At 70.5% G+C, this 25,212-nt stretch carries 24 protein-coding genes; 13 read left to right on the forward strand and 11 right to left on the reverse strand.

The annotated features are described in order from the left end of the window. Positions 1-6 precede the first annotated feature (6 nt). From WFM69_RS11105 to WFM69_RS11130, 6 genes are all read left to right on the forward strand, one after another. Positions 7-771 (forward strand): helix-turn-helix transcriptional regulator, encoded by a 765-nt coding sequence (locus WFM69_RS11105; protein ID WP_337004597.1) that lies wholly within the window; start codon positions 7-9, stop codon positions 769-771. An 85-nt stretch (positions 772-856) separates the two neighbouring features. Next, entirely contained in the window at positions 857-1,843 is a 987-nt protein-coding gene (locus tag WFM69_RS11110) for an ABC transporter substrate-binding protein (protein WP_337004599.1), read from the forward strand. Beyond that, a complete protein-coding gene (locus WFM69_RS11115; protein WP_337004601.1) occupies positions 1,840-2,880 on the forward strand; it encodes a FecCD family ABC transporter permease in 1,041 nt (346 codons plus the stop codon). The genes WFM69_RS11110 and WFM69_RS11115 overlap by 4 nt, the downstream gene beginning before the upstream one ends. Next, complete coding sequence (locus WFM69_RS11120; protein ID WP_337004603.1) at positions 2,877-3,899, forward strand: FecCD family ABC transporter permease; 1,023 nt, start codon at positions 2,877-2,879, stop codon at positions 3,897-3,899. Before WFM69_RS11115 ends, WFM69_RS11120 begins: the two co-directional genes overlap by 4 nt. Continuing rightward, on the forward strand, positions 3,899-4,720 hold the full coding sequence (locus WFM69_RS11125; RefSeq protein WP_337004605.1) for a siderophore-interacting protein: 822 nt from the start codon (positions 3,899-3,901) through the stop codon (positions 4,718-4,720). The genes WFM69_RS11120 and WFM69_RS11125 overlap by 1 nt, the downstream gene beginning before the upstream one ends. Then, positions 4,717-5,505 carry an ABC transporter ATP-binding protein gene (locus WFM69_RS11130; RefSeq protein ID WP_337004607.1) on the forward strand — a complete coding sequence of 263 codons (789 nt, stop codon included), beginning with the start codon at positions 4,717-4,719 and terminating at the stop codon, positions 5,503-5,505. The genes WFM69_RS11125 and WFM69_RS11130 overlap by 4 nt, the downstream gene beginning before the upstream one ends. A 45-nt stretch (positions 5,506-5,550) precedes the next feature. On the opposite strand, the gene WFM69_RS11135 is transcribed toward WFM69_RS11130, so the two are convergent. The 8 genes from WFM69_RS11135 to WFM69_RS11170 all read right to left on the reverse strand — a co-directional run bounded on the left by WFM69_RS11135 (position 5,551) and on the right by WFM69_RS11170 (position 13,975). Further along, entirely contained in the window at positions 5,551-6,639 is a 1,089-nt protein-coding gene (locus tag WFM69_RS11135) for an N-formylglutamate amidohydrolase (protein WP_337004609.1), read from the reverse strand. Between the two features lie 131 nt (positions 6,640-6,770). Beyond that, positions 6,771-7,493, reverse strand: coding sequence for a DUF6882 domain-containing protein (locus WFM69_RS11140; protein ID WP_337004611.1), 723 nt, complete (start codon positions 7,491-7,493; stop codon positions 6,771-6,773). Positions 7,494-7,554: 61 nt separating this feature from the next. After that, the gene (locus tag WFM69_RS11145) at positions 7,555-8,355 is read right to left on the reverse strand and encodes an HpcH/HpaI aldolase family protein (protein ID WP_337004613.1); all 801 of its coding nucleotides are present in this window, start codon (positions 8,353-8,355) and stop codon (positions 7,555-7,557) included. Next, positions 8,340-9,125 carry a fumarylacetoacetate hydrolase family protein gene (locus WFM69_RS11150; RefSeq protein WP_337004615.1) on the reverse strand — a complete coding sequence of 262 codons (786 nt, stop codon included), beginning with the start codon at positions 9,123-9,125 and terminating at the stop codon, positions 8,340-8,342. Before WFM69_RS11150 ends, WFM69_RS11145 begins: the two co-directional genes overlap by 16 nt. Before the next feature lie 9 nt (positions 9,126-9,134). Continuing rightward, entirely contained in the window at positions 9,135-10,301 is a 1,167-nt protein-coding gene (gene hpaD, locus WFM69_RS11155; protein WP_337004617.1) for a 3,4-dihydroxyphenylacetate 2,3-dioxygenase, read from the reverse strand. Between the two features lie 31 nt (positions 10,302-10,332). Beyond that, entirely contained in the window at positions 10,333-11,829 is a 1,497-nt protein-coding gene (gene hpaE / locus WFM69_RS11160) for a 5-carboxymethyl-2-hydroxymuconate semialdehyde dehydrogenase (RefSeq protein ID WP_337004619.1), read from the reverse strand. Continuing rightward, positions 11,826-12,509 (reverse strand): GntR family transcriptional regulator, encoded by a 684-nt coding sequence (locus WFM69_RS11165; RefSeq protein ID WP_337004621.1) that lies wholly within the window; start codon positions 12,507-12,509, stop codon positions 11,826-11,828. Before WFM69_RS11165 ends, hpaE begins: the two co-directional genes overlap by 4 nt. Next, positions 12,506-13,975 (reverse strand): fumarylacetoacetate hydrolase family protein, encoded by a 1,470-nt coding sequence (locus WFM69_RS11170; protein ID WP_337004623.1) that lies wholly within the window; start codon positions 13,973-13,975, stop codon positions 12,506-12,508. The genes WFM69_RS11165 and WFM69_RS11170 overlap by 4 nt, the downstream gene beginning before the upstream one ends. A gap of 153 nt (positions 13,976-14,128) precedes the next feature. Here WFM69_RS11170 and WFM69_RS11175 point away from each other — a divergent pair, with 153 nt between their 5' ends. After that, a complete protein-coding gene (locus WFM69_RS11175; RefSeq protein ID WP_337004625.1) occupies positions 14,129-15,508 on the forward strand; it encodes an MFS transporter in 1,380 nt (459 codons plus the stop codon). A 95-nt stretch (positions 15,509-15,603) separates the two neighbouring features. Here the strand turns inward: WFM69_RS11175 and WFM69_RS11180 are convergent, their stop codons facing one another. Then, complete coding sequence (locus tag WFM69_RS11180) at positions 15,604-16,314, reverse strand: IclR family transcriptional regulator (RefSeq protein WP_337004626.1); 711 nt, start codon at positions 16,312-16,314, stop codon at positions 15,604-15,606. A 148-nt stretch (positions 16,315-16,462) separates the two neighbouring features. Here WFM69_RS11180 and WFM69_RS11185 point away from each other — a divergent pair, with 148 nt between their 5' ends. From WFM69_RS11185 to WFM69_RS11210, 6 genes are all read left to right on the forward strand, one after another. Further along, complete coding sequence (locus tag WFM69_RS11185; RefSeq protein WP_337004628.1) at positions 16,463-18,334, forward strand: FAD-dependent monooxygenase; 1,872 nt, start codon at positions 16,463-16,465, stop codon at positions 18,332-18,334. 172 nt (positions 18,335-18,506) lie between these two features. Continuing rightward, positions 18,507-19,481: an ABC transporter ATP-binding protein gene (locus WFM69_RS11190; protein WP_337004630.1), complete on the forward strand. Its 975-nt coding sequence runs from the start codon at positions 18,507-18,509 to the stop codon at positions 19,479-19,481. 1 nt (position 19,482) lies between these two features. Next, a complete protein-coding gene (locus WFM69_RS11195) occupies positions 19,483-20,238 on the forward strand; it encodes an ABC transporter permease (RefSeq protein WP_337004632.1) in 756 nt (251 codons plus the stop codon). Between the two features lie 28 nt (positions 20,239-20,266). After that, on the forward strand, positions 20,267-21,466 hold the full coding sequence (locus WFM69_RS11200; RefSeq protein ID WP_337004634.1) for a sensor histidine kinase: 1,200 nt from the start codon (positions 20,267-20,269) through the stop codon (positions 21,464-21,466). After that, a complete protein-coding gene (locus WFM69_RS11205; RefSeq protein ID WP_442928376.1) occupies positions 21,460-22,086 on the forward strand; it encodes a response regulator transcription factor in 627 nt (208 codons plus the stop codon). The genes WFM69_RS11200 and WFM69_RS11205 overlap by 7 nt, the downstream gene beginning before the upstream one ends. Before the next feature lie 120 nt (positions 22,087-22,206). Then, positions 22,207-22,581: a VOC family protein gene (locus WFM69_RS11210; RefSeq protein WP_337004638.1), complete on the forward strand. Its 375-nt coding sequence runs from the start codon at positions 22,207-22,209 to the stop codon at positions 22,579-22,581. Between the two features lie 14 nt (positions 22,582-22,595). On the opposite strand, the gene WFM69_RS11215 is transcribed toward WFM69_RS11210, so the two are convergent. Both WFM69_RS11215 and WFM69_RS11220 read right to left on the reverse strand, forming a co-directional pair. After that, positions 22,596-23,450 carry a PhzF family phenazine biosynthesis protein gene (locus WFM69_RS11215; RefSeq protein ID WP_337004640.1) on the reverse strand — a complete coding sequence of 285 codons (855 nt, stop codon included), beginning with the start codon at positions 23,448-23,450 and terminating at the stop codon, positions 22,596-22,598. Positions 23,451-23,477: 27 nt separating this feature from the next. Beyond that, positions 23,478-25,127 carry a thiamine pyrophosphate-binding protein gene (locus tag WFM69_RS11220; protein WP_337004642.1) on the reverse strand — a complete coding sequence of 550 codons (1,650 nt, stop codon included), beginning with the start codon at positions 25,125-25,127 and terminating at the stop codon, positions 23,478-23,480. Between the last annotated feature and the right edge of the window lie 85 nt (positions 25,128-25,212).

Raw genomic sequence — 25,212 nt, forward strand, 5'->3', positions numbered from 1 at the left:
GACGTCATGACGATCGACCTCGATCCGCTGTTGGATTCGATCGACATCCTGACCACGGCCGACGGTGCGCACTGGGAGGCTCATTCGCACGACGATCACGAGTTGCTCTCCGCGATCAGCCAGTCGGTCACCGTCGTCACTCCCGACGCGGTCTACATCGCCCCGCGCGGCACGAGCATCTGGATCCCGGCCGGAGTCGTGCACGAGGTGACCGCGGCTCCGGGCAACAGCATGCGATGCACGTGGTTCGAGCCGGACGCGGGGGCGATGCTCACGAGCAGGGTGGTCGTGACCACGGTGCCTCCGCTGCTCGACCGCGTGCTCGCGGAGCTGGTGCGTTACACCGACCCGGCGCGACGGGCGCGCGCGGAGGCGTTCGCACTCGACCTGCTCGCCGACTCGCGCGAGACGGGAGTCGGGCTGCCCACGCCGACGAGTCCGTGGCTGCGCGCGGTCGCCGATGCGCTCATCGCCGACCCCGCAGACCGTCGCACCGTCGACGCCTGGGCTGCGCACTCCTCCGTGAGCGTGCGCACCCTCATGCGGCAGTTCGCGGCGGAGACCGGGATGACCTTCTCGCGCTGGCGGGCGGAGCTGCGTCTCCAGCTGGCGATGTCGATGCTCGCGAACGGGACCGAGGTGGGACGCACGGCCCGGGCTGTGGGCTTCGAATCGCTCGCCGCGTTCTCGGCCGCGTTCCGAAGGCGGGCGGGCGTCTCGCCACGCACGTTCGCGCGCACGCACGGCTCGGTGACCGATTCGCGCGCATAGTCGACCGATCGGCGCAACTATCGCCATCGAACCGGGCACGACGGCGCGACATAATTAGGTAACCCTTGCCTTAATTGGAGAACCTGTGCGCCCATCACCGCGCCTGCGAGCCGCGCTCGCAGCAGCCGTCATCGTCCCCCTGTTCGCCGTCACCGCGTGTGCCTCCGCCGGATCGTCCGGTGGTGACGCCGCGAGCGGAGACACCGTCGTCGTCGACACCGTGTACGGGGAGGTGACGGTTCCCGCCGCGCCCGAGCGCGTGGCCGCCGTGTCGTATGACACCCCGTGGCAGGTGATGTCCCTCGACGTGCCCGTGATCGCGACGATCGACTACACGCAGTGGATCGACACGTACACCGAGGATCAGCAGGCCTACATCGCCGACGCCACCGCCGTCGGCACCTACGGCGAGATCAACTTCGAAGCCCTCGCCGGTGCCGCCCCCGACGTGATCGTGGGAGATGCCTATGAGGTGGACGAGGCCACGTTCACGCGTCTCAGCGAGATCGCGCCGACCGTGATCGTCGGCGGCGACGAGCGGGGCGACTGGCAGACGCTCACCGAGGACCTGGCGACGGCGCTCGGTGCGCACGACACCTGGGCGGAGGCGAAGGCCTCGTACGAGGCGCGCCGCGACGAGGTGAAGGAGCAGTACGCCGACGTCATCTCCGCCAACACCTGGGCGAACTTCTCGCTCGGCGACGAGGCGGGGCAGTTCTCCATCCAGCTCCCGACCGGCGCGACGGGCAACCTCATCGTCAACGAGATGGGGCTCGCCTACGGGAAGGGCATCCCGCTCGAGGACGAGGGCGGCTTCGGCTACGCCTCGTTCTCACTGGAGCAGATCGGCACGATTCTGGACGGGGTCACGGTCGGCCTCACCTTCGAGAACCCGGACGGCACGATGATGCCCGCGATTCAGGACGTGATCGACAGCAGCCTGTTCCAGCAGCTGGACATCGCGACGTCGGGACGCGTCTACGGGCTCTCGACGAGCGTCACGGACTACCGCAGCGCCGAGGCGTGGATCGACGAGCTCACGGCCAAGGTCCTCGAGCCGCTGTCGCAGTGACCGGACTCGCCACGGACGGTCGGCGGCGCGTCCGCCGTCCGTCCGACGCGATCGTCCTCCCGATCGTGCTGCTGCTCCTGATCGCCGCGATCGGGGTCAGCATCGCGGTCGGGCCGCGCACGTTGTCGCCCGAAGAACTCCTCGCCGCACTCACCGCCCCGACAGGAACCGAAGCGGACCTCATCGTGCGGGACGTGCGCCTGCCGCGTACGTTCATCGGGATCGCGGCCGGCGCGGCACTCGCCGTCGCGGGTGTGATCATGCAGACGCTGACGCGCAACCCGCTCGCCGAGCCGGGGCTGCTGGGCGTGAACGCTGGGGCCTCCCTCGCGGTGGCCATCGCCATCGTGGTGCTGGACGTCGGCGACTTCGGCGCGACGATGTGGTTCGCGTTCGCCGGCGCCGCGATCGCCAGTGCCGTGGTCGCACTCATCGGCGGAGTGGGACGCGGCGCCTCGATCGGTCGGCTCGCCCTGACCGGCGTCGCGGTCGCGGCCGTGCTGTCGGCAGCGACCTCGGCACTGAGCCTGATCGATCCCGCGTCGTACCAGGCGATGCGGCTGTGGGGTGCCGGTGCGCTCGGCGGACGCTCGCTCGACGCCGCCGTCCTCACCCTCGCGGTGGTCGGCGCCGGGCTTCTGCTCGTGGTGCTGCTCGCCCCGGGCATCGGGCTCCTCGCGCTCGGGGAGGACACCGCCCGTGCGCTCGGCGGACGGGTCGGAGCCGTGCGCATCGGCGGGTTCATCGCGATCGCCGTGCTCTGCGGAGCAGCGACGGCCGCGGCCGGGCCGATCGCGTTCGTCGGGCTCCTCGTGCCCCACGCGCTGCGGGCCGTCTTCGGGCCGGACACCCGCCGCCTGCTCGTCTACAGCGTTCTCGCCGGCCCCATCCTGTTGTTGGTCGCCGACGTGCTGGGCGGCATCCTGATCGCCCCGCGCTCGATCCCGGTCGGCGTGATGACCGCCTTCCTCGGTGCGCCGGTGCTCGTGGCCCTCGTGCTGTCGCGCCGGGTGCAGGCCGACGGAGCACCCTCGTGATCGTCGGCTCGGTCGTCGCCGTGCCGCCGTCCACGCGCCGCCGCCGCATCATCATCTGGGTCGTCGCGACCGTCGCACTGCTCGTGCTGGGCATCGCGGGGCTCACCCTCGGAGACGCTCCGGTGTCGGCCCCGGACGCGCTCATGGCACTGTTCGGCGGCGGAGAGCCCGGCACGCGGCTCATCGTGCTCGGATGGCGGCTGCCGCGCGTCGTGCTCGGCGCGGCGATCGGCGCGATGCTCGCGCTCTCCGGTGCGCTGTTCCAGGTGGTCACGCGCAATCCGCTCGGCAGCCCCGACATCCTCGGATTCTCCGCGGGTGCATACACGGGCGCCCTGGTCGTGATCGTCGGCGGGTCGGTGAGCACCCTCGCCCTCACGGTCGGTGCGATCGGCGGCGGCATCCTGTCGGCCGCTCTCGTCTTCGCCCTCGTGGCCTGGCGCGGTGCGAGCGGCACCCGCCTGATCATCGTCGGCATCGCCCTCACCGCCATGCTCGGCGCGGTGAACACCATGATCGAGCTCGCGGCCGACGACGTGGTATCTCGCAGCGCCGCCATCTGGGGCGCGGGGTCGCTGAACGGCATCGACGGTCGATGGATCCCGGTGATGCTGGGGACCCTCCTGCTCGGCGCCGCGGTGATCGCGGCATTGCGTCCGGCACTCGCGCTCTACGAGCTGGGCGAGGACCGTGCGGCCTCGCTCGGCGTGCACCCCATGCGGCTGCGGCTGACCGCCATGCTGGTCGGCGTGGTGCTGCTCGCCGTCACCATCGCCGCGGCCGGACCACTCGCCTTCATCGCGCTGGCCGCCCCGCAGATCGCGCGACGCCTGTGGCGCAGCGGTCCCATCCCGTTCGCCGCATCCGCCCTGACCGGCGCCGTGCTGCTCGTGCTGAGCGACCTCCTCGCCATGCGACTGTTCGCACCGACCATGCTCCCCACCGGACTCGTCACCATCGGGATCGGCGGACTCTACCTCGCCTGGATGCTCTCCGGCGCGAATCGAAGGAGGCGCTGATGCGCACCGATGCCCCCGTCTACACGGCCGAGGTCGTGGCCCGCACCACCGTCACCCCGCACATGCTGCGCATCACGCTCGGAGATGTGCGGGATGCGGAGGGGCGGAGCTTCGTGTCGAGCGGGCGCCCCGACGAGTTCTTCGGGCTGTGGCTGCCGACCCCCGACGGGCGCGGCGTGAAGCGCTACTACTCGGTCCGGGAGTGGCGGGCGGAGGAGAGCCAGCTCGACATCGACTTCGTCGTGCACGCGCACGGGCCGGCGACCGGGTGGGCTCGTGCGGCGAAACCGGGGGACCGCGTCGGCTTCGACTCGGCCCGCGGACACTATGCGCCACCGGAGGGGACGGAGCGCGTGGTGCTCGTCGGCGATGCGACGGCTCTGCCCGCGATCGGACGCATCCTCGAGGAGCGCACGGCATCCGCGCCGCCCGTGTGCGCCATCCTCTCGGTCGACGATCCGGCGGACGAGCAGACCTTCCCGTTCCGGAACGACGACGTGGTGCGCTGGGTCGCCGCAGGCGAGATGCTCGCCGCGATCGTCGCGGAGACGACGGCCCCGCAGCCGGCGACCTACCTCTGGTTCTCGGGGGAGTCGGGGCTCATGCGAGACGTGCGGCGACACGTCAGGCACACGCTCGGGTGGCCCACCTCGCGCTACATGACCATGGGGTACTGGCGACGGGACGCGGAGCGCTGGAGTGCCGAGTTCGACCGGAAGCCGGGACTGGAGCAGCGGATCGCGCAGATCTGGGAGAGCGGCGAAGACGACGAGACCCAGCGGGACCGGGTCGACGAGCTGCTGACGAGGAACGGGCTGTGACCGATACGACCTTCGACATCCGCGGTCTCACCGCCGGGTATCCGCACGCCGCGCCGATCTCGGTGGGCCTCGATCTGTCGATCGATCGGGGCTCGTTCGTCGCGATCATCGGACCGAACGCCTGCGGCAAATCGACTCTCCTCCGCACGATCGCCCGACTGCTGCCCGCGCTCGCCGGATCGGTGCTGCTCGACGGCCGCGACATCCGCACGCGCGGGGCGAAAGAGCTGGCGCGCGAGCTCGGCCTGCTGAGCCAGTCCGCGGAAGCGCCGGACGGCATGCGCGTCGCCGACCTCATCGCACGAGGCCGCTACCCGCACCGTCGTGCCTTCTCCGGGTGGAGCGACGCGGACGAGCAGGCGGTCCGCAACGCCATGGAGCGCACCTCCGTGCAGGAGCTGGCGGAGCGCCCGATCGACGAGCTCTCCGGCGGGCAGCGTCAGCGGGTCTGGCTGGCGATGGCGCTCGCGCAGGAGACCGACGTGCTGCTGCTCGACGAGCCGACGACGTTCCTCGACATCACGCACCAGCTCGACATGCTCGATCTGTTCCGTGCCATCAATCGGGAGCACGGGACCACGATCGTCGCCGTTCTGCACGACCTGAACCAGGCAGCCCGCTACGCGGATCGGATCGTGGCCATGCGTGACGGAGCGATCCTCCGCACGGGAACGCCCGCAGAGGTGCTCACGCCCGACGTGATGGCGGGCGTGTTCGACCTCGACTGCACCGTCATCCCGGATCCGGAGACCGCGACGCCGTTGATCATCCCGCGACGCCGCTGATCGTACCCGGGGGTCCGGGCGAGGCGATCTCGCCGCCCGTTCGGCTCAGAGCGCCCGGTACAGGTCCCAGGCGCGCTGGCAGGCCGCGGCGACCTCCCGCACGTGCACGGGGTCCTCCGTGATCCACTCGGTGCCGGGGCGGTGGAGCTCTTCCACGGCGGCAGGCCCGAGCAGGTACTCGCGCAGGAACTCGGCCTGCACCGCGTCGAGGGTGAGCGCGGCCTCTGCGGCGCGGTCGGCGAGCTCGCGGAAACGGACTCCGGCCGCACGGATCTCCTGGCTGCCCAGATACGGCGTGTTCAGCGCCACCTCGTCGGGCTGCTCGACGCGGAATCCCGCGCGGTGCGCGTCCGCGAGTGCGCGCAGCCGCTCCGGATCCATGGTGGGCGGATCGGCGGGGTCGCGTTCATCGCCCCGGGCGTCGCCGCGGTTCGAGAGCGCGACCACCGCGGGCAGCCGGTCCTCCGGGGCACGGGTCACGCTCACGGCGCCGTCGCGCGTCGTGGTGGTGTTCATGGTGTCGTGGACCGACAGGCGCGTGAACTGCCCGCCGGTGCGGAGCTTCTCCGCGACGAAACGCTCGGTCAACGCATCGCGGGTGCTCTCGTAGACGCCCAGCCCGCGCTCGCCGACCTCCACGAAGGTGTGCACGAGTCGGTCGAGTTCCGCGTCGTCCTCCGGCACGTCGAGGATGGGGAAGAACGAGAACGTCACCGGACGGATCGCATCGACGCCGGCAAGATCGACCTTCTGCCAAGGCCCTGCGGCCCGGGTGCGTGCGATCGCCTCGGTCAGGTCGGCGGCGATGTCGGCGGGACGCGCACGGTTCGGGTCGCGCACCAGGCGCGGATGCGGGTTGATGACGGCGACGATGCGGCGGTCGTTGCGGGCCCATTCGCGCACGATCGCGTCGGTGGCGACGTCGGTGAAGTCGTACTGCAGTCGACGGGTCAGCGCGGGCGAGAGGAACGGGACGAGCTCCTCGGGAATGCGCGCGCCGGCATGCGGGGCGCTCACCAGCACGTCGGCTTCGGCGATCGCCTCGTCGAGGGTCCTGTTGTCGCTGTCGGCGAAGACCGTGATCTCCTGCGCCGTGAAGGTGTGTCCAGCCGGGATCAGGTCGAGGTCGCTCATGGGGTCATGGTAGCCGCGGGCACTCCCGCACGGTCAGCCCTCTCGGAACTTCGCAAGACGACGGAAACGTCGCAGGAATCTCCAGGATCTCTGCGACGTTTCTGCGTCTCTGCGAAGTTCTGCGTGCCCGATCAGCCCTGTGCGTGCAGCGAGCTCTCGATGCCGCTGATGCGGGCCTGGTCGTCGAACCGGAACGTCGCGGTGCCGGAGGCGTCGACCACCGTGGCCCCGGAGAAGGCCTCGTCGGTCCAGGACAGCGTCCAGCCGGCGAGTCGGGCCAGATCCCACACGGCCGTCCGCGCGTCGGGGAGCGCGAGACCGGACAGCACCCGGGGGAGCGCGATGACCGCGTCGGCCACCGTGAGCGGTGCGAGCGGCGCGTCGAGCAGGAACACCGCACGGGTGCCGTTGCCGACCGGCGCGGAGTAGTACGGCGCGCGTCCGGTCAGCTCGACGGCCACACCGCCGATCGTGTGGGCGGCCTGCGCGATCCACTCGTCGTCTGCCGCGGCATCGGCGGGGAACGGCACCTCGGCCGTGGTCAGCTCGACGATGCCGTGCTCGGCGCCGTAGGCGTGCAGTTGCGCCGCGACGCCCTGCGCATCGCCGCTCGGGTGCGCCCACGCCCACAGCAGCGAGCGGGGTCCGGGGGCGATCGTCGCGATCAGGTGCGCGCGGGTGACGAGCTGACGCGACGGGTCGGCATTGGCCGTGAAGGTCAGCGTGCCGGCGGCCATATCGGCGTCCCACCGGTGCTCGCCGAGAGCGTCGGCGGCGGCGGAGAGGGCGTCCTGTCGCAGCGCGACGAAGAGGGCGGCACGGTCGGCGAGGGGCTGGAGCGCGGCGAAGGTCATGCCCACAGTCTCGCGGGGAATGCTATGAATCCGCTAGTTCACGCGGATCTCGTCGAGCGGATCAGTAGCTGGCGCGTGCGCTGCCATCGGCACCGAGGAAGCGTGCGGTCAGCGCTTCGGACGCCCGGGCGAGGAGCGCGACGTCGGCGCCGACCGCCACGAATTCGGCACCCGCGGCGAGGTAGGCGTCCGCGGCAGCGGGGTCGAACGCGTTGACGCCGACGGGTTTGCCCGCTGCCGTGACGGCGGCGAACACCCCCTCGACCGCCGCGACGACCTCGGGGTGCGTCTGCTGGCCGAGCAGGCCCATGGAGGCGGACAGGTCGGACGGGCCGACGAAGACCGCGTCGACGCCGTCGACCGCGGCGATCTCGGCGGCAGCCTCGACACCCGCGGTCGTCTCGATCTGCACGGTCAGAGAGGTGTGCTGCGCGGAGTCCTGCAGGTAGCGGTCGACGCGGTTCCAGCGAGCGCTGCGGGCGAGGGCACTGCCCACTCCGCGCACACCCTCGGGCGGATACCGGGTCGCGGCGACCGCGGCACGCGCCTCCTCAGCGGACGACACCATCGGGACGATCAGGTTCTGCGCGCCGAGGTCGAGCACCTGCTTGATCGCGACCTGGTCGTTGGACGGCACGCGCACGAGCGGAGTGATCGGATAGGCGGCCACGGCCTGCAGCTGCAGCAGCACCGACTCGAGCGTGTTCGCCGAGTGCTCCATGTCGATGAGCAGCCAGTCCAGGCCCGATCCGGCGGCGACCTCGGCGATGAGCGGGCTGCCCGAGCACACCCACATGCCCACGAACGCGTGGTCGGAATCCGCGAGCTGTTCGCGGAAGGACGGGGCTAGACGAAGCGGCATGCGATTGTTCCCATCGGTCCGTAGTCGCACAGCACCTCGTCGCCGCGCGACACCCACATCGGGCGTGTGAACGATCCTGCCAGGATGATCTCGCCCGCCTCCAGACGCGCGCCGTGCTGGTGGAACTTGTTCGCGAGCCACGCGACGCCGGTGGCGGGGTGGCCGAGCACGCCGGCGGCGACCCCGGTTTCCTCGATCTCGCCGTTGCGGGAGAGCACGCCGGGCACCCAGCGCAGGTCGATCTCGTCCGGGCGCTTGCGCACCGTGCCGAGCACCATCGCGCCGTAGGCGGCGTTGTCGCTGATCGTGTCGACGATCGTGCGGCCCTCGAGCTCGATGTGCGAGTTCAGCACCTCGAGCGCCGGTACGGCGTAGTCGATCGCGGCGAGGGCATCCTCCAGTGTGCAGTCCGGGCCTGCGAGGGGCTGCTTCAGCACGAAGGCCAACTCCACCTCGATGCGCACATTGGAGAAGTGGTCGACGGGGATGTCGGCGCCGGATTCGTAGACGGTGTCATCGAACATCACGCCGTAGTCGGGTTCGGTGATGCCGGTCGCCTGCTGCATGGCCTTCGACGTGAGGCCGATCTTGCGGCCGACGAGCCGACGGCCCGCCGCGATCTGCGAGTCGCGCCACACACCCTGGATCGCGTAGGAGTCCTCGACCGTCGCTTCGGGCCAGCGTGCCGTGATCCGCGGGATCACCCCGTGCGTGCGGTCCGCGTCGGCGAGCTCCGCCGCGATCTGCGTGATCGTCTCGTCAGAGAGCATCCGTGCCTCCTAGAGCTGGTGACCCAGTTTGTACTCGCCCTGTTTGTACTCCGGCATCGAGTTCTCGCCCTCGTCGGCTCGCGTGTAGGAGAAGCCGTCGGCGCCGATCGTCACGGCCATCTCGCTGGAATCGGTGCGCGCGATGACGGGCTGCGGGTTGCCGTCCAGGTCGAGCACGAGCGAGGCGTCGGTGTACCAGGAGGGCACGACGGGGGTGCCCCACCAGTCGCGGCGCTGGTTGTCGTGCACGTCCCACGTGACGACGGGGTTGTCGGGGTCGCCGGTGTAGTAGTCCTGCGTGTAGATCTCGACGCGGTGGCCGTCGGGGTCGCGCAGGTACAGGTAGAAGGCGTTCGAGACGCCGTGACGGCCGGGGCCGCGTTCGATCGCGTCGGAGCGGCGGAGCGCGCCGAGCTTGTCGCAGATCGCGAGGATGTTGTGCTTCTCGTGGGTCGCGAAGGCGACGTGGTGCATGCGGGGTCCGTCGCCGCCGGTGGCCGCAGTGTCGTGCACGGTGGGCTTGCGGCGCATCCACGCCGCATACACGGTGCCCTCGTCGTCCTGGATGTCCTCGGTCACGCGGAAGCCGAGGTCCTGGTAGTGCCGCACGGCGCGGGGCACGTCGGGCGTGACCTGATTGAAGTGGTCGAGACGCACGAGCTCGCCGGGCGTGTGCAGGTCGTACCGCCAGGAGAGGCGCTCGACGTGCTCGGTGGCGTAGAAGAACTCGTACGGGAAGCCGAGCGGGTCGACCACGCGCACCGAGTCGCCGATGCCCTTGACGAAGCCGTTCTCGTTGCGGCGCACGTCGCAGCCGAGCTCGGTGTAGAAGGCGACGGCCCGGTCGAGGTCCTCCGCCGAGCGCACCCGGTAGGAGAATGCGGCGACCGCGGCGATCGGGCCCTTGCGGAGCACGAGGTTGTGGTGGATGAACTCCTCGGTGGAGCGGAGGTAGATCGCCTCGTCGTCCTCCTCGGTCACGTACAGGCCGAGGATGTCGACGTAGAACTGGCGCGACGCGGCCAGGTCGGTCACGACGATCTCCATGTACGCGCAGCGCAGGATGTCGGGCGGCGTGCTCTTCGGCGTCGCGACGGGGTTGTCGGACTGGATCGGCGCCTCCTGGCTCACGTAGTAGCCCGAGGAGGTCAGGGTCTTGGCGGTCTTGTCGGTCATGTCAGCGTCCTTGCTCGTCCGTGCGGGTGTGTCAGTTCTTGCCGAAGGTCGGGTTGTGTGCGCCGCCGAGCGTGATGTGCACGCTCTGCTGGTCGGTGTAGAAGTCGATCGAGCGGTAGCCGCCCTCATGCCCCAGGCCCGAGGCCTTCACGCCGCCGAACGGGGTGCGGAGGTCGCGCACGTTGTTGCTGTTCAGCCACACCATGCCCGCCTCGACCGACTGGGCGAAGTTGTGCGCGCGCTTGAGGTCGTTCGTCCAGATGTACGCCGCGAGGCCGTACTTGGTGTTGTTCGCCAGCGACAGCGCCTCCTCGTCGGAGTCGAACGGCGTGATCGCGACGACCGGGCCGAAGATCTCCTCCTGGAAGATGCGGGCGTCGGGGGCGACATCGGCGAACACGGTCGGTGCGACGAAGTTGCCCTCGTCGAAGCCCTCGGGGCGACCGCCACCGGCGAGCAGACGGCCCTCGGACTTGCCGATCTCGACGTACGACATGACTTTGTCGTAGTGCTCCGGGTGCACGAGCGCGCCGACCTCGGTGGCCGGGTCGTGCGGGTAGCCGACCTTCACGCGCTTCGCCTGCGCGGCGTAGCGCTCGACGAACTCCTCGTAGATCGAGCGCTCGACGAGGATGCGCGATCCGGCGGTGCAGCGCTCGCCGTTGAGGGAGAAGACGCCGAAGATGGTCGCATCGACTGCGGCCTCGAGGTCGGCGTCGGCGAACACCACAGCAGGCGACTTGCCGCCGAGCTCCATCGACAGACCCTTGAGGAACGGCGCGGCGTTGCCGAAGATGATCTGCCCGGTGCGGCTCTCGCCGGTGAAGGAGATGAGCGGCACGTCGGGGTGCTTCACCAGCGCGTCGCCCGCATCCTCGCCGAGGCCGTTCACGAGGTTGAAGACGCCCTGGGGGAGACCGGCCTCCTCGAAGATGCCCGCCCACAGCGAAGCCGACAGCGGCGTGAACTCGGCCGGCTTGAGCACGACCGTGTTGCCGGTCGCGAGCGCAGGACCGAGCTTCCACGACTCGAGCATGAACGGGGTGTTCCAGGGCGTGATGAGCCCGGCGACGCCGATGGGCTTGCGGTTGACGTAGTTCATCTGGCGGCCGGGCACCTTGAAGGCGTCGTCCGACTGCGCCACGATCAGGTCGGCGAAGAAGCGGAAGTTCTCGGCCGCGCGGCGGGCCTGGCCGAGTGCCTGCGTGATCGGCAGACCGGAGTCGTAGGACTCGAGCTCGGCGAGGCGGGCATCACGGGACTCGACGATGTCGGCGATCCGGTGCAGCACCCGCGAGCGCTCGCGGGGGAGCATCCGCGGCCAGGGGCCCTCATCGAATGCGCGCTTCGCGGCGGCGACGGCGAGTTCGATGTCGGCCTTCTTGCCCGCGGCGGCGGTCGTGTAGGTCTGGTTCGTGACCGGGTCGAGCACGTCGAACGTGTCGCCGTCGACCGAGTCGACGAAGGCGCCGTCGATGTAGTGCTGGATGTGGTCGGGCAGATCGGCGGGGATGCGCGAGTCGGTCATGACAGTCCTCCTGGAACGTGAGCGGTACGGGTGTGCAGCGCATCGAGGAACGCGTCCCTCGTGCGCCAACGGTGGTTGCGGGCGGCGAGTTCGATCTCGAGCGGATCGGCCCCCGCCCGGATGAGCTCGAGGATCTCGGTGTGCTCCTCGACCGAGTGCTGGGCGCGTCCGGGAACAGACGCGAACGTGGAGTCGCGGATGCCGGAGAGCCGCGACCAGCCGCGGTGCACGAGGTCGAGCAGGTGCGGGTTGGGGCACGGCTCGAACAGCACGGAGTGGAACTGGCGGTTGAGCTCGGTGAACGCATGGGCGTCGAGATGGTCGAGCATCTGCGCCATGCGGTCGTTGATGCGGGCGGCTTCGTCGAGCGCATCCTCATCGAGCAGGGGCGCCGACAGCGCGGTCGCCACACCCTCCACGACGCCGAGGGTCTGCATGGTGTGGGCGTACTCGCTCTCGTCGACGAGCGTCACGCGTGCGCCGACGTTGCGCTCGAACGTCACGAGCCCCTCGGCCTCGAGCCGACGGATCGCCTCGCGCACCGGCACGACGCTCATCTGCAGCTCCTCGGCGATCGAGCCGAGCACGAGGCGGTAACCGGGGCTGAACATGCGCGCCGTGATGCGCGAGCGGATCCACTCGTACGCGACCTCGGACTTGCTCGCGGCGGTCATCGTCATCGCGCACTCCGGTCGGCGATGGCGGCCTCGTAGCGGGCGCGCCATTCGGCGTTCATCGGGAACAGTCCGTCGACCGGATGCCCGGCGGCGACCTGCTCGGCGATCCAGGCGTCTTCGATCTCCTGCGCGACGGCATCGGCGGCGACCTCCGCGGCGAGCGCGGGCGGGATCACGATCACACCGTCGCTGTCGCCGACGATGATGTCGCCGGGCTGCACGGTCGCCCCGCCGCAGGAGATGGTGACGTCCACATCCCACGGCACGTGCTTGCGGCCGAGCACGGACGGGTGCGCGCCCTGCGAGAAGACGGGCAGGCCGATCTCGGCGACGGCGTCGAAGTCGCGCACGCCACCATCGGTGACGACACCGGCGGCGCCGCGGGTCTTCGCGCGGAGGGCGAGGATGTCGCCGAGTGTGCCGGTCGTGGCATCGCCGCGGGCTTCGATCACGATGATCTCGCCGTCCTCCACGGCATCGAACGCGCGCTTCTGGGCGTTGTAGCCGCCACCGTGGCTCCGGAAGAGATCTTCGCGGAACGGCACGAAGCGCAGCGTCCTGGCGGTGCCGACGATCTTGCGGCCGGGGATGTTCACCGCGACGCCGTCGATGAAGCAGGAGTGGTGTCCGCGCTTGCGCAGCTGTGCGGAGAGCCCGGCGGTGGGGGCTTCGAGCAGCAGCGCACGCAGGTCGTCGGACAGCAGCGGCGTCGTCTCGACGGGCGGGAGGCCGGCCTCCTCGCGGGAGCCCCACGCCTCGGTGCGCTGCAGGTCGTCGACGGCGGGGAGGGAGCCGAGGTCGCCGTCGAACGGCACCTCACCCTGCGTCACGGTGGTGATCAGGCGGCCGGAGGTCGGGGCACCGGGTGCATCCGGAGCATCCACCTCGACCTCGACGACGTCGCCGGGCACGATGACCGAGGAGCCCGCGGGAGTGCCGGTGAGGATGACGTCGCCCGGCTCGAGCGTGAAGTGCTGGGAGAGGTCGGCCACGAGCTGGGCGAGCGGGAAGATCAGCCCGGCCGTGGTGTCGTCCTGTCGGAGTTCGCCGTTCACCCAGGCCCGCACCCGAAGGGCGGTGGGGTCGACGGTGCGGGCGTCGATGAGCTGCGGACCGAGCGGCGTGTACCCGTCGCCGCCCTTGGAGCGGACGTTCGAGCCCTTGTCGTTCGCCCGCAGGTCGTACAGTCCGAGGTCGTTCGAGGCGGTGACCGCGCCGACGTGCGCCCACGCCTCGTCGAGCGACACGCGCCGCGCGGCCGTGCCGATCACGAGCGCGATCTCGCCCTCGAAAGCGAGGAGTTCGGTACCGGCGGGCCGCTCGACCGCGCCGCCGGAGACGCCGACCGAGCTCGCCGGCTTGAAGAAGTAGGAGGGGGCAGCGGGGCGCCTGCCGCGCTGGTCGGCGCGGGACGCGTAGCTCAGATGGATCGCGATGATCTTGCCGGGTCGGCTGATCGGGTCCGTCACGGGGCGCCTCCTCGCGCTCGTCTGGTGTGGTGCAGGGGACGCCTTGTGCGTCGTATTCGAAATCATATATCATCGGTTCACCCCTCGGCAAGCACTTCGGATTCACGTCCGCGCACGCCGTGACAATGCGGTCACAACCAAAGGAGACACCCCATGAGCGGGCAGTCACAGGATGGGTTCACGCCCACCGGAACCATCGCGACAGCGGCCGATCGACGCCGCGTCGTGTTCGCCACCGTCGTCGGCACCACTGTGGAGTGGTACGACTTCTTCATCTACGCGACGGCCGTCGGCCTCGTCTTCGGGCAGCTGTTCTTCGCCCCGCTCGGAGCGGACAGCGCACTCGTCGCCTTCGCCACCGTCGGCGTCAGCTTCCTGTTCCGCCCGCTCGGGGCGTTCCTCGCAGGGCACTTCGGCGACAAGCTCGGGCGCAAGGCCGTGCTGATGTGGACGCTGATCCTGATGGGCGCGGCGACCGCGCTGATCGGTCTGCTCCCGACCTACGAGAGCATCGGCGTGATGGCGCCGATGCTGCTGGTGCTCCTGCGCATCATCCAGGGCATCTCGGCCGGCGGCGAGTGGGGTGGCGCGGTGCTGATGGCCGTCGAGCACGCTCCGCGCAAGAAGCGCGGCATCTTCGGCGCCTCGCCGCAGATCGGTGTGCCGCTCGGGCTGCTGCTGGCCTCCGGAGTCATGGCCATCATGACCGCGATCGCGCCGGGCGACCAGTTCCTCTCCTGGGGCTGGCGTGTGCCGTTCCTGCTCAGTGTGGTGCTGATCCTCGTCGGGTACTACGTGCGCCGCAAGGTCGAGGAGAGCCCGGTATTCGCCGAGCTCGCCGCACGCAAGGAGAAGGCGAAGATGCCGATCGTGCAGCTGTTCCGCAAGCACCTGCTCCTCGTGATCATCGCCGCGCTCGTGTTCGCAGGCAACAACGCGGTGGGCTACATGACCACCGGCGGCTACATCCAGAACTATGCCACGAACCCCGAGGGGCCGATCGGCCTCGAGCGCGGTCCCGTGCTGTGGGCGGTCGCCGGATCCGCGGTCACCTGGCTGCTCACGACCCTGCTGGCCGGATGGGTCTCCGACCGCATCGGCCGTCGTACGACCTACCTCATCGGGTGGGTGTTGCAGTTGGTCGGTGTCTTCGCACTGTTCCCGCTCGTCAACACGGGTGAAGTCGGCCTGCTGTTCGCGGGGATCGCGATCCTCACGATCGGTCTCGGGTTCACGTACGGGCCGCAGGCGGCGCTGTACACGGAACTGTTCCCGGCGAGCATCCGGTTCTCCGGCGTCTCGATCTCGTACGCGATCGGGGCAATCGCCGGCGGGGCCTTCGCGCCGACCATCGCCACGGCGATCGTGCAGGCGACGGGTTCGACCAACGCGGTCACCTGGTACCTCGCAGGCATGACCGTGCTGGGCCTCGTCGCGACGCTGCTGCTGCGCGACCGCTCCGGCATCCCGCTCGGACCGGACCGCGAGGAGAAGCAGGCCGTCAGCCCGATCTACGGACTCGCGAAGGCCTGATCCCGCCTCGTCGCGCTGCGGGATCGAAAACGCGCGTCTATTCACCCGTAGGCGTGCGTTTTCGATCGCGCCACGCGCTGTTGGGGCGGGAGGGGTCAGCCGTCGAGCGCCTCGCGGATCACGGTCGCCGATCGCTGCAGTCGTGCGGCGATCACGGCGTCGTCGAGGTCGGTCGCCACGTGCACGACGGCGATCGCGGCGGGGCGCTGCCCGCGGAGCACGAGGGGCACCGCGACCGACTGCACCGTGGGGATCACCTCGTCGTGGCTGGTGGCGTATCCGCGCCCCTCGGTCGCGGCCACGTCGGCAGGAAGAGACGCGGGCACATCGGTCGGCCACTCCGTCGTCGGCAGCTGCGCGAGGATCGCCTTGCCGGGGGCACCGACCGTGACGGGGTGTCGTGCACCGGGCCGCTGGGCGACGCTCGCGACCGCGTGGCGGGGCTCGACGCTGGCGAGCGTGATGCACTCGGCGCCGTCGAGCACGGCGAGGAAGCATGTCATGCCCAGCTCGTTCGCGATCGCGGTGAGCTCGGGAAGCGCTTCCGCCTGCAGGTCGTGCGCGACGCCGGCGGCGAGGGCGGCCATGCGGGCTCCGAGGCTCACGGCACCCGCGGCGTCGCGGGTGACCAGTCCGTGGTCTTCGAGGGTGCGCAGAAGGCGGTAGGCGATCGAGCGGTGCACGCCGAGGCGGGTCGCGATCTCGTCGATTGTGAGGGGGCCGCGCGCGTCGGCCAGCACCTCGAGGATGCGGATGCCGCGGCTGAGCGTCTGCGACGCGGGGGAGCTGGTCGTGCTCTCGGGCATGCGTGCGCTCCCTTGCGATCGCGGACAGGGCGGATTAGGCTGTGTTCAATAGTAGAACAGTGTGTTCGAATATAGAACATGCCGCTTCGCAAAGCAACACCCGACGAACGCAACACCCGACGAAGAAGTCCGGAAGGAATCGACGACGATGCAGTTCCACCACCACGGCTACGTCTCCGCTGACCCGCGCGTGCAGGACGCCGCCGGCATCGGCGCGGACCGCCCCGCCGACCTGCCCGACGAGATCGACGTGCTCATCGTCGGCTCCGGGCCCGCCGGGATGCTGCTCGCCGCACAGATGTCCCAGTACCCCGGCATCTCCACGCGCATCATCGAGAAGCGCGACGGACGCCTGCCCCTCGGCCAGGCCGACGGCATCCAGCCGCGCAGCGTCGAGACCTTCCAGGCCTTCGGATTCGCCGAGCGCATCATCGCCGAGGCGTACAACATCGGCTGGATGAACTTCTGGGGCCCGAACCCCGACAAGCGCGACGAGATCATCCGCACCTCGCGCACCGCCGACTACGCCTACGACATCTGCGAGTTCCCGCACCTGATCGTCAACCAGGCACGCGTGCTCGACTACTTCGCCGAGGCCGCCGCGAACGGACCAGGACGCATCGTGCCCGACTACGGCGTCGAGTTCATCGGCCTCACCGCGCACCCCGAGGGCGAGCACCCCGTGGAGGTGCGCGTGCGCTACGTGGCGGGGGAGCGCGCGGGCGAGGAGCGCACCATCCGCGCGACCTACGTCGTGGGCTGCGACGGGGCCCGCAGCGGCGTGCGCGAGGCGATCGGCCGCAGGCACGTCGGCGGGATCTCCGCCCACGCCTGGGGCGTCATGGATGTGCTCGTGAACACCGACTTCCCGGATTGGCGCACCAAATGCGCGATCAACTCCGAAGCGGGCAACATCCTGCACATCCCGCGCGAGGGCGGCTACCTGAGCCGGATGTACATCGACCTCGGCGAGGTCGCCGACGACGACGACCACCGCGTGCGACAGACGCCGATCGAGGAGATCATCCGCCGGGCCAACGAGATCCTGCACCCGTACACGCTCGATGTGCGCGAGGTCGCCTGGCACAGCGTGTACGAGGTCGGCCACCGCGTGACCGACGGCTTCGACGACGTGATCGACGACTCCGGACGCACACCGCACGTCTTCCTGACCGGCGATGCCTGCCACACGCACAGCGCCAAGGCGGGTCAGGGCATGAACGTGTCGATGCAGGACGGCTTCAACCTCGGTTGGAAGCTCGGCTCGGTGCTGACGGGCCGCGCGCCCGAGACGCTGCTCGCGACTTACGGTGCAGAGCGGCGTCCGGTGGCGCAGCAGCTGATCGACTTCGACCGCGAGTGGTCGAGCCTGATGGCCCGCAAGCCCGAGGAGATCTCCGACCCCAACGACCTCGCCACCTACTACCTCGCCACGGCCGAGTTCCCGTCGGGGTTCATGACGCAGTACGCCTCGTCGATGATCACCGGCACCGACGCGCACCAGGCGCTCGCCGCGGGCTTCCCGCTGGGCAAGCGGTTCAAGTCGGCCGAGGTCGTGCGCGTGGGCGACGGCAACGTGACCCACCTCGGGCACCACGCGAAGGCCGACGGCCGCTGGCGCGTCTACGCGTTCGGTGACCGCACCGGCGAGACGCTCGCGGCCTGGGCCGAGCAGGCCGCACCGGTGTTCGCGCGCTTCACCCCGGCGGATGACGACGTCGACGCGGTGTTCGACGTGAAGGCCGTGTACCAGCAGCCGTTCGACGAGGTCGAGGTCACCACGGCCCCCGCGCTGTTCCAGCCGAAGACGGGTCCGCTCGGTCTCACCGACTGGGAGAAGGTCTACGCGGCGGGTCCCAGCAAGTGGTGCGAGACCGACATCTTCGCCGCGCGCGAGCTGTCCCGTGACGGCGTGGTCGTCGTGGTGCGGCCCGACCAGTACGTGGCGGCGATCCTTCCGTTGGACACGGTCGACGAGCTCGCGGCGTTCCTCGAAGGCGCTCTGCTGCCGGCGCGCTGAGGGCGGGTCTCCGCGTCTGAAGGAGTTCTCCCGATCTGAAGGAGAGCTCGCGCGGACTGGTCCTGCGATGCGTGAGATCTCCTCCGCGGGCGATCTCGGCATGACACGTGTCACGTCGAGGAGATGACATCTCCCTCCGGTGTCGTGCGCGGCATCCGGCGAGGCTGGAAGCATGAACAGTTCCTCCGTGGATGCAGCGGCGCCGCAGGTCGCCGCACGACCCGCATCCGAACCCTCGAACTCCGCACCTGTGGTGCTCGACCTGCGCGGTGTGCGCCGTCACTTCGGCACGGGCGACCGCCGCGTGCAGGCCGTCGACGGGATCGACCTCTCGGTCCGGCGTGGTGAGGTCGTCGCGCTGCTGGGTCCGAACGGCGCCGGCAAGACGACCACCCTCGACATGCTGCTCGGGCTCACCACCCCCAGCAGCGGCACCGTGCAGGTGCTCGGCGTCTCGCCGGAGCGGGCCACGGCGAGCGGCGAGATCGGTGCGGTGCTGCAGACCGGCGGACTGCTCGGAGACCTGACGGTGGGGGAGACCGTGCGCCTGATCGCCTCGCTGCACGGTGCCGACGCCCTCCGCCGTGTCCCCGAGGTGATGGCGCGCGCCGACCTGGAACCGCTCGCCCGTCGCCGCGTGTCGAAGTGCTCCGGCGGGGAGCAGCAGCGCGTGAAGTTCGCGCTCGCCATGGTCTCCGATCCCGACATCCTGGTGCTCGACGAGCCGACGGCGGGGATGGACGTCACGGCACGCCGCCACTTCTGGGATGTGATGCGGGCGGACGCGGACGCCGGTCGCACCATCATCTTCGCCACCCATTACCTCGAGGAGGCGGAGCAGTTCGCTCGACGGACCGTGGTGATGCACCACGGCACGATCGTCGCGGATGCCCCGACCGCCCTCCTGCGCGCCAGCCTCGGCGAACGCACGGTCTCCGCGACGGTCGACGCCGACTCCGCGGCTCTCGCCGGGACGCTGCGGGCGGTCGACGGTGTCACCGCCGTGCGCCTGGACGGCGATCGACTGAGTCTGCGGGCCGCGGATTCCGATGCCGCCGCGCGCATCCTGCTCGACCACGGTGCTCACGATCTGGAGATCGCCGCCCCCACCCTCGAAACCGCCTTCACGGCCCTCACGGAGAACTGACATGCTCGTCTCACCCACCATGCTGCGCATCGAGGGCGTCCGCCAGCTGCGCAACCCCTACACCCTCGCGTTCACCCTGGCGATGCCGGTCGCGATGTACCTGCTGTTCGGTGCCGGGATGGGCTACGGCAGCCTCTCCGCCGGCCACGGGAACGTCTCCTTCTACGTGATGACGTCGATGGCCGCATACGGCACGGCGGTCGCGATGAGCTCGCTCACCTCGCTCGCCGCCACCGAGTCGAAGCAGGGCTGGGGCCGCCAGCTCGCTATGACACCGTTGACCACCGCCGGCTACGCGCTCACGAAGCTGCTCACGGCGGTGTCGTTCGCGGCCCTCGCCCTGGTGGCGGTGTTCACCGCCGGCGCGATGACGGGGGCGCACGTGGACGACGTCTGGCGGTGGGCCGCGACGGCCGGCATCATCCTCGGGATCGGTCTGATGTGCGGGCTGTTCGGGCTCGGCGTCGGACTGTTCTTCAGCTCGGATTCCGCGGCCGCTCTCGCATCGATCTCGATGACGTTCTTCGCGTTCTTCGGCAACGTGTTCATGCCGCTCGACGGAGTGATGCTCGACATCGCCCGGTTCACGCCCCTGTACGGCTTCGTGGCGCTCAGCCGCTGGCCGCTGACCGACGGGGTGCTCACCACCGGGCAGACCGACCCGCTGTGGATGTTGTTCCTCAACGTCGCCGTCTGGCTCGCCCTGTTCGCCGCCCTGGTCATGATGGGCATGAAGCGGTCGCGGGCGCGGCAGTAGTCGCGGGCGCCGACAGTAGGTTGGACGGATGACGCAGCACGCGAACCCGGAGCATCCGGGATCACCGGGGCCCACCCGTGACGCCGCGCAGTTCGCGGCGGCGGGTGCGGCCCCGGCGGCCTGGTCGGCACCAGGGGCACGCCGCACGGCGGGGAAGGATCCGTGGGCGCGGTTCGGATGGCTGATGGCCGTGATCTGGCTGGTGTTCCTCGTCTATCCGGTGATCGCGCTCGTGCGCTCCGAGGCTCCGCTCGTGTGGGTGGTCGTGGGCTGGGTGGCCCTGGTCGCCTTCATCGTGCTCTACGTGACCGGGTTCATGCACGGGATGCGCGGCGGCGGAGGGCTCGGTCGGACGCCGTCCACGCGACAGTGGGTGACGTTCGCGGCGCTCATCGCGTGCGCGCTGATCTCGGTGCCCGCCGAGGGAGGCTCGGCCCTCAGCTTCCTGCCGTTCATCATGTCGTTCGCCTCGTACGGACTCACCCGGGTGTGGCACTGGATCACGACGATCGCGGCCGTCGCGATCACGGCGCTGTGCGTGTTCCTGCTGCCGGGCGGACTCGGCTACCTGTCCGTGCTCGCGATCGTGGGACTGCTCGGGATCGTGAACACCGTGACGACCTGGCTCATCCTGCGCTCCGCGGAGGCCGAGCGGCTGGGACTGGAACTGGCGACGAGCGAAGGACGCGAGGCCGTGGCGCGCGACGTGCACGACCTGATCGGGCACTCGCTGACGGTCGTGGGTCTGAAGGCGCAGCTGGTGCGGCGCCTCATGGACACGGATCCCGAGCGGGCCAAGGCCGAACTCGCGGACATCGAGCAGCTGACGGCGGAGGCGATCGCGGGGGTGCGTTCCACGGTGGCGGGAGCGCGGGCCACCACCCTGGTCGAGCAGCTCGCGTCGTCGCGCGATGCACTGCGCGCGGCGGACATCGCCCTGCAGGTGACGGGGGAGCCGGGCGCGCTCTCCCCGGTGCAGGCGATCACCGCGAGTTGGATCCTGCGCGAGGCGACCACGAACACGCTGCGTCATTCGCGGGCTCGCACAGTGCGGGTGCAGCTGGCGCCGGGGCGACTGGTGTTCGAGGACGACGGTGTGGGAGCCGGCGCGGCGGAGGGCAACGGCATCCGGGGCATGCGCGAGCGCGCGGCCGCGGCGGGGGCGGGTTTCGTCGTGGGGGCATCCGACGATCCGGCCGGCGGCACGCGTGTGGAGGTGACGTGGTGACGGCATCGAGCGACGGCATCCGGCTGCTGATCGCGGACGACCAGGCGCTGGTGCGCGGCGCGCTCGGTGCGCTGCTCGACCTGGAACCCGATCTGACCGTGGTCGGCATGGCTCCCGACGGCGCGGAGGCTGTGCGGCTCGTCGAGCAGCTGCGGCCGGATGTCTGCCTGATGGACATCCAGATGCCCGGGATGGACGGGGTCGATGCCACACGGCGCATCCGGGAGGCGAGCCCGACGACGCGGGTACTGGTCGTGACGACCTTCGCCCGCCCGGGGTACCTGCGCTCGGCGCTGGATGCCGGGGCGAGCGGCTTCATCGTCAAGGACACGCCGGCCGAACAGCTGGCCGAGGCGGTGCGCCGCGTGCACTCCGGGATGCGGGTGCTGGACCCTGCGCTCGCCGCGGAGAGCCTGTTCGAGGGGGCGAACCCCCTGAGCGACCGGGAGCGGCAGGTACTGAGCCTCGCGGCGGACGGACGTTCGGCGGCAGCGATCGCCGCGGAGGTGTTCCTGTCGGCGGGCACCGTGCGCAACCACCTGTCCGCCGCGATCGGGAAGACGGGCGCGGTGAATCGCGCGCAGGCGGTCCGGATCGCGCAGGACAAGGGCTGGATCTGACGGCCGGATCGCCTGGTCGGGCACGGCGCCGGGGTGTTCCGGGCGGACCCTGGTGGGTGTCGGTGGCCGCGCGTACCGTGGACGCCGACGGGCGACGGCGCCCGACAGGAGGAGTGCGTGATGGACTGGAAGATCGAGCTCATCTTCGTGCCGGTCACCGATGTGGACAGGTCGAAGGAGTTCTACGAGAAGATCGGCTTCAACCCCGACTGGGATCAGACACCCACCGACGGCCTGCGGTTCGTGCAGATGACGCCGCCGGGGTCGGCCTGCTCGATCGCGTTCGGCACCGGCTTGGGCATCGACCTCGAGCCGGGGAAGCAGAACACGATCCAGGTCGTGGTGCCCGACGCCGATGAAGCCCTGGCGCATCTGCAGGGCGTCGGCGTGGAAGCCCGTGGCGTGCAGGACCTCGACTGGGGGCGCTTCGTGTCGTTCGACGACCCGGACGGCAACACCTGGACCCTGCAGGAGCTGCCCGACTACGGGGCCTAGGGCTCAGCGGGTGGTCAGCCGATGCGCGAGGCGCCGCCCGAGACGACGATGCCCCCGGTCGCGGGGATCATGACGCGCAGTTCACTGGGACGGCCGACGTGCGCGCCCTGGCGGATGCGGACGTCGGCTCCCGTGAATCCCGCGCTGCGCAGGTAGGCGCCGACGGATGCCGCTGCCGAGCCCGTCGCCGGATCCTCCGTGATGCGACCGACCGGGAACAGGTTGCGGGCCTCGAGCTCGGCGGGGTCATCGGCGTGGAGCACGGTGACAGTGCCGAGCCACCCCTGCTCGCGCATCAGGGCAGCGACCTCGGCGGGGGCGAAGCGGAACTGGTGGAACAGCTCCCGATCCGACAGGAACAGGATGGGATGCCAGTTGCCCGCGAACGCCTCACGGGCGGGGAAGCGCGGGTCGAGGTCGGATGCGTCCAGCCCGAGCAGCGTGAGCAGGCGGTCGCGCACGTCGTCGTCGAGCTCGCGCACCCGCGGCTCGACGCTCGTGAACGACACCTCGACCGCCCCGGAGTCATCGCGCACGGTGCTCATCGTCACCGCGCCGGCCACCGTGTCGAACCGGATCGGGCCGGGGCCATCGCGTTCGGCCAGGGCCACGGCGGTCGCCACGGTCGCGTGCCCGCAGAACGGCACCTCGGCGGCCGGTGACCAGTACCGCACCTGGTAGCGCGGCACATCGGCATCATCCGCACGCCCGACCAGGAACGCGGTCTCCGAGTAGCCGACGTCCGCCGCGATCCGCTGCATGTCGGCGTCGTCGAGACCCTCCGCATCGAGCACGACCCCGGCCGGGTTGCCGCCGTCCGGTGTCGCCGCGAAGGCGCTGAAACGCAGGATCTGCACGTCATTCCACATGGCGAGAGCCTACGGGGATGCGCGGTCTCACGAGTTCACGCGGATGATCTCCTGCTGATACGGCGCGATGACATCGCCTGAGATGCGCAGGTCGAGGAGCAGGAAGCGTCGGGTCGCGGGATCCTCCTGCGCCCAGGTCGCCAGACGATCGAGGTCGGCGAGCGTACGAACGACCACGCCCTCCGCGCCCACGGCGCCGCCGAACGCGGCGAAGTCGACCTCGGGGATCCGCATCGGTCCCTCGGCCAGGCCCTTGAGCCCGTACAGGTTGACCTCGGCCCCGTAAGCGGCGTCGTTCCAGACCACGGCCACGCCCCGACCACCCGCCGCACGTACGGCGGATTCCAGGTCGGCGATCGCCATGAGCCCGCCGCCGTCGCCCGAGGTGAGCACGACGGTCGACTCCCTGCGGGCGAGCGCGGCACCGACGACGCTCGGCCAGCCCTGCCCGATCGACTGGAACGCCGTGCCGACCATCATCATGCGGTCGGGGGCGGCGACCGGCCAGTACATGTTCGCCCAGCCGATGAAGTGTCCGCCGTCGGACACCACCACGCGGTCCTCGGGCAGCAGCTCGGCGATGCGGCGCGCTGCGGATCGCGGGTCGAGACGTCCGTCCGGGGCGAGCTCGTCGCCTGCCTCGTAGGTGCGGGCCGCCGCGATATCGACCGACTCGCGCCACGGCGTCGCGGGGCGGTCTGCGCCGATCCGCGCGACCAGTGCTTCGGCGGCCAGACGGGCATCGGCACGGACGAACCCGCCGACGTGCGCGTGGGTCGCTGCGGGGGCGATATCGATCTGGAACACGCGGGTGCCCGGCGCGAACAGCTCGCCGAACCGCATCGTGAACTGATTCAGCGCCGCTCCGAACACGACGGCGACATCGGCCGTGCGGACGAGCTCCATGGCCCCGTCCGCACCGAAGCCGCCGGTCACGCCCAGGTCGTACCTCGGGTCGGGGAAGACACCCCGGCCCAGCGCCGACGACGCGGTCAGCGCACCCGTCGCCTCGGCGAGCTCGCCCAACGCCGCACTCGCGCCGGACAGCCAGGCGCCGCGCCCGGCCAGCAGGAACGGACGCTCCGCACTCGCCAGCGCCGCGGCGATCTCGTCGAGCATCCCTTCCGCGAACTCCCCGCGCGGGGCGAGCGGGGCCGGGATGCGCGGCGACGGCGCCTCGGGCACCGGGCCGGCTTCGAGCGCGGCGACGTCGTAGGGGATCGCGAGCACGACCGGCACGCGGTACGTGAGAGCATGCTCGATCGCGATCACGGTGGTCGCGGCGGCATCCGCACGGCCGACCGTATAGGTGCGCGCGCCGACGGCGGAGGCGAGGGCGATCTGGTCGACGTCCCAGGGGCGCGGGCCGGAGGTGGGCTCGTCGCCCACCACGAGCACGAGCGGCACGTGTGCCTGCACGGCCTCGGCCAGCGCGGTCAGGGTGTTCGTGAATCCTGCGCCGTAGGTGGAGGTGCCCGCCGCGATGTGTCCGGATGCGCGGAAATGGGCGTCTGCCGCGACCACGGCGCCCTGCTCGTGACGCACCGCGGTGAACACGGCATCCGTCTGCGTCTCGATCGCATCGAGGAAGTAGGCGTTGCCGTTGCCCATCACGCCGAAGACGGCGTCGATGTGCTGGGCGAGGGTGAGTGCGACGTGCGCGGAGACGGAGGGCATGCGAGGGCCTTTCGAGACAGGGACGGAGGAGTGCGGATTCCGTATGTGTCTCGCCTTCGCGACCTCGCGAAGCGCTTCGTGCCTC

The organism is Microbacterium sp. LB12, assembly GCF_037150835.1.
GTDB lineage: Bacteria > Actinomycetota > Actinomycetes > Actinomycetales > Microbacteriaceae > Microbacterium.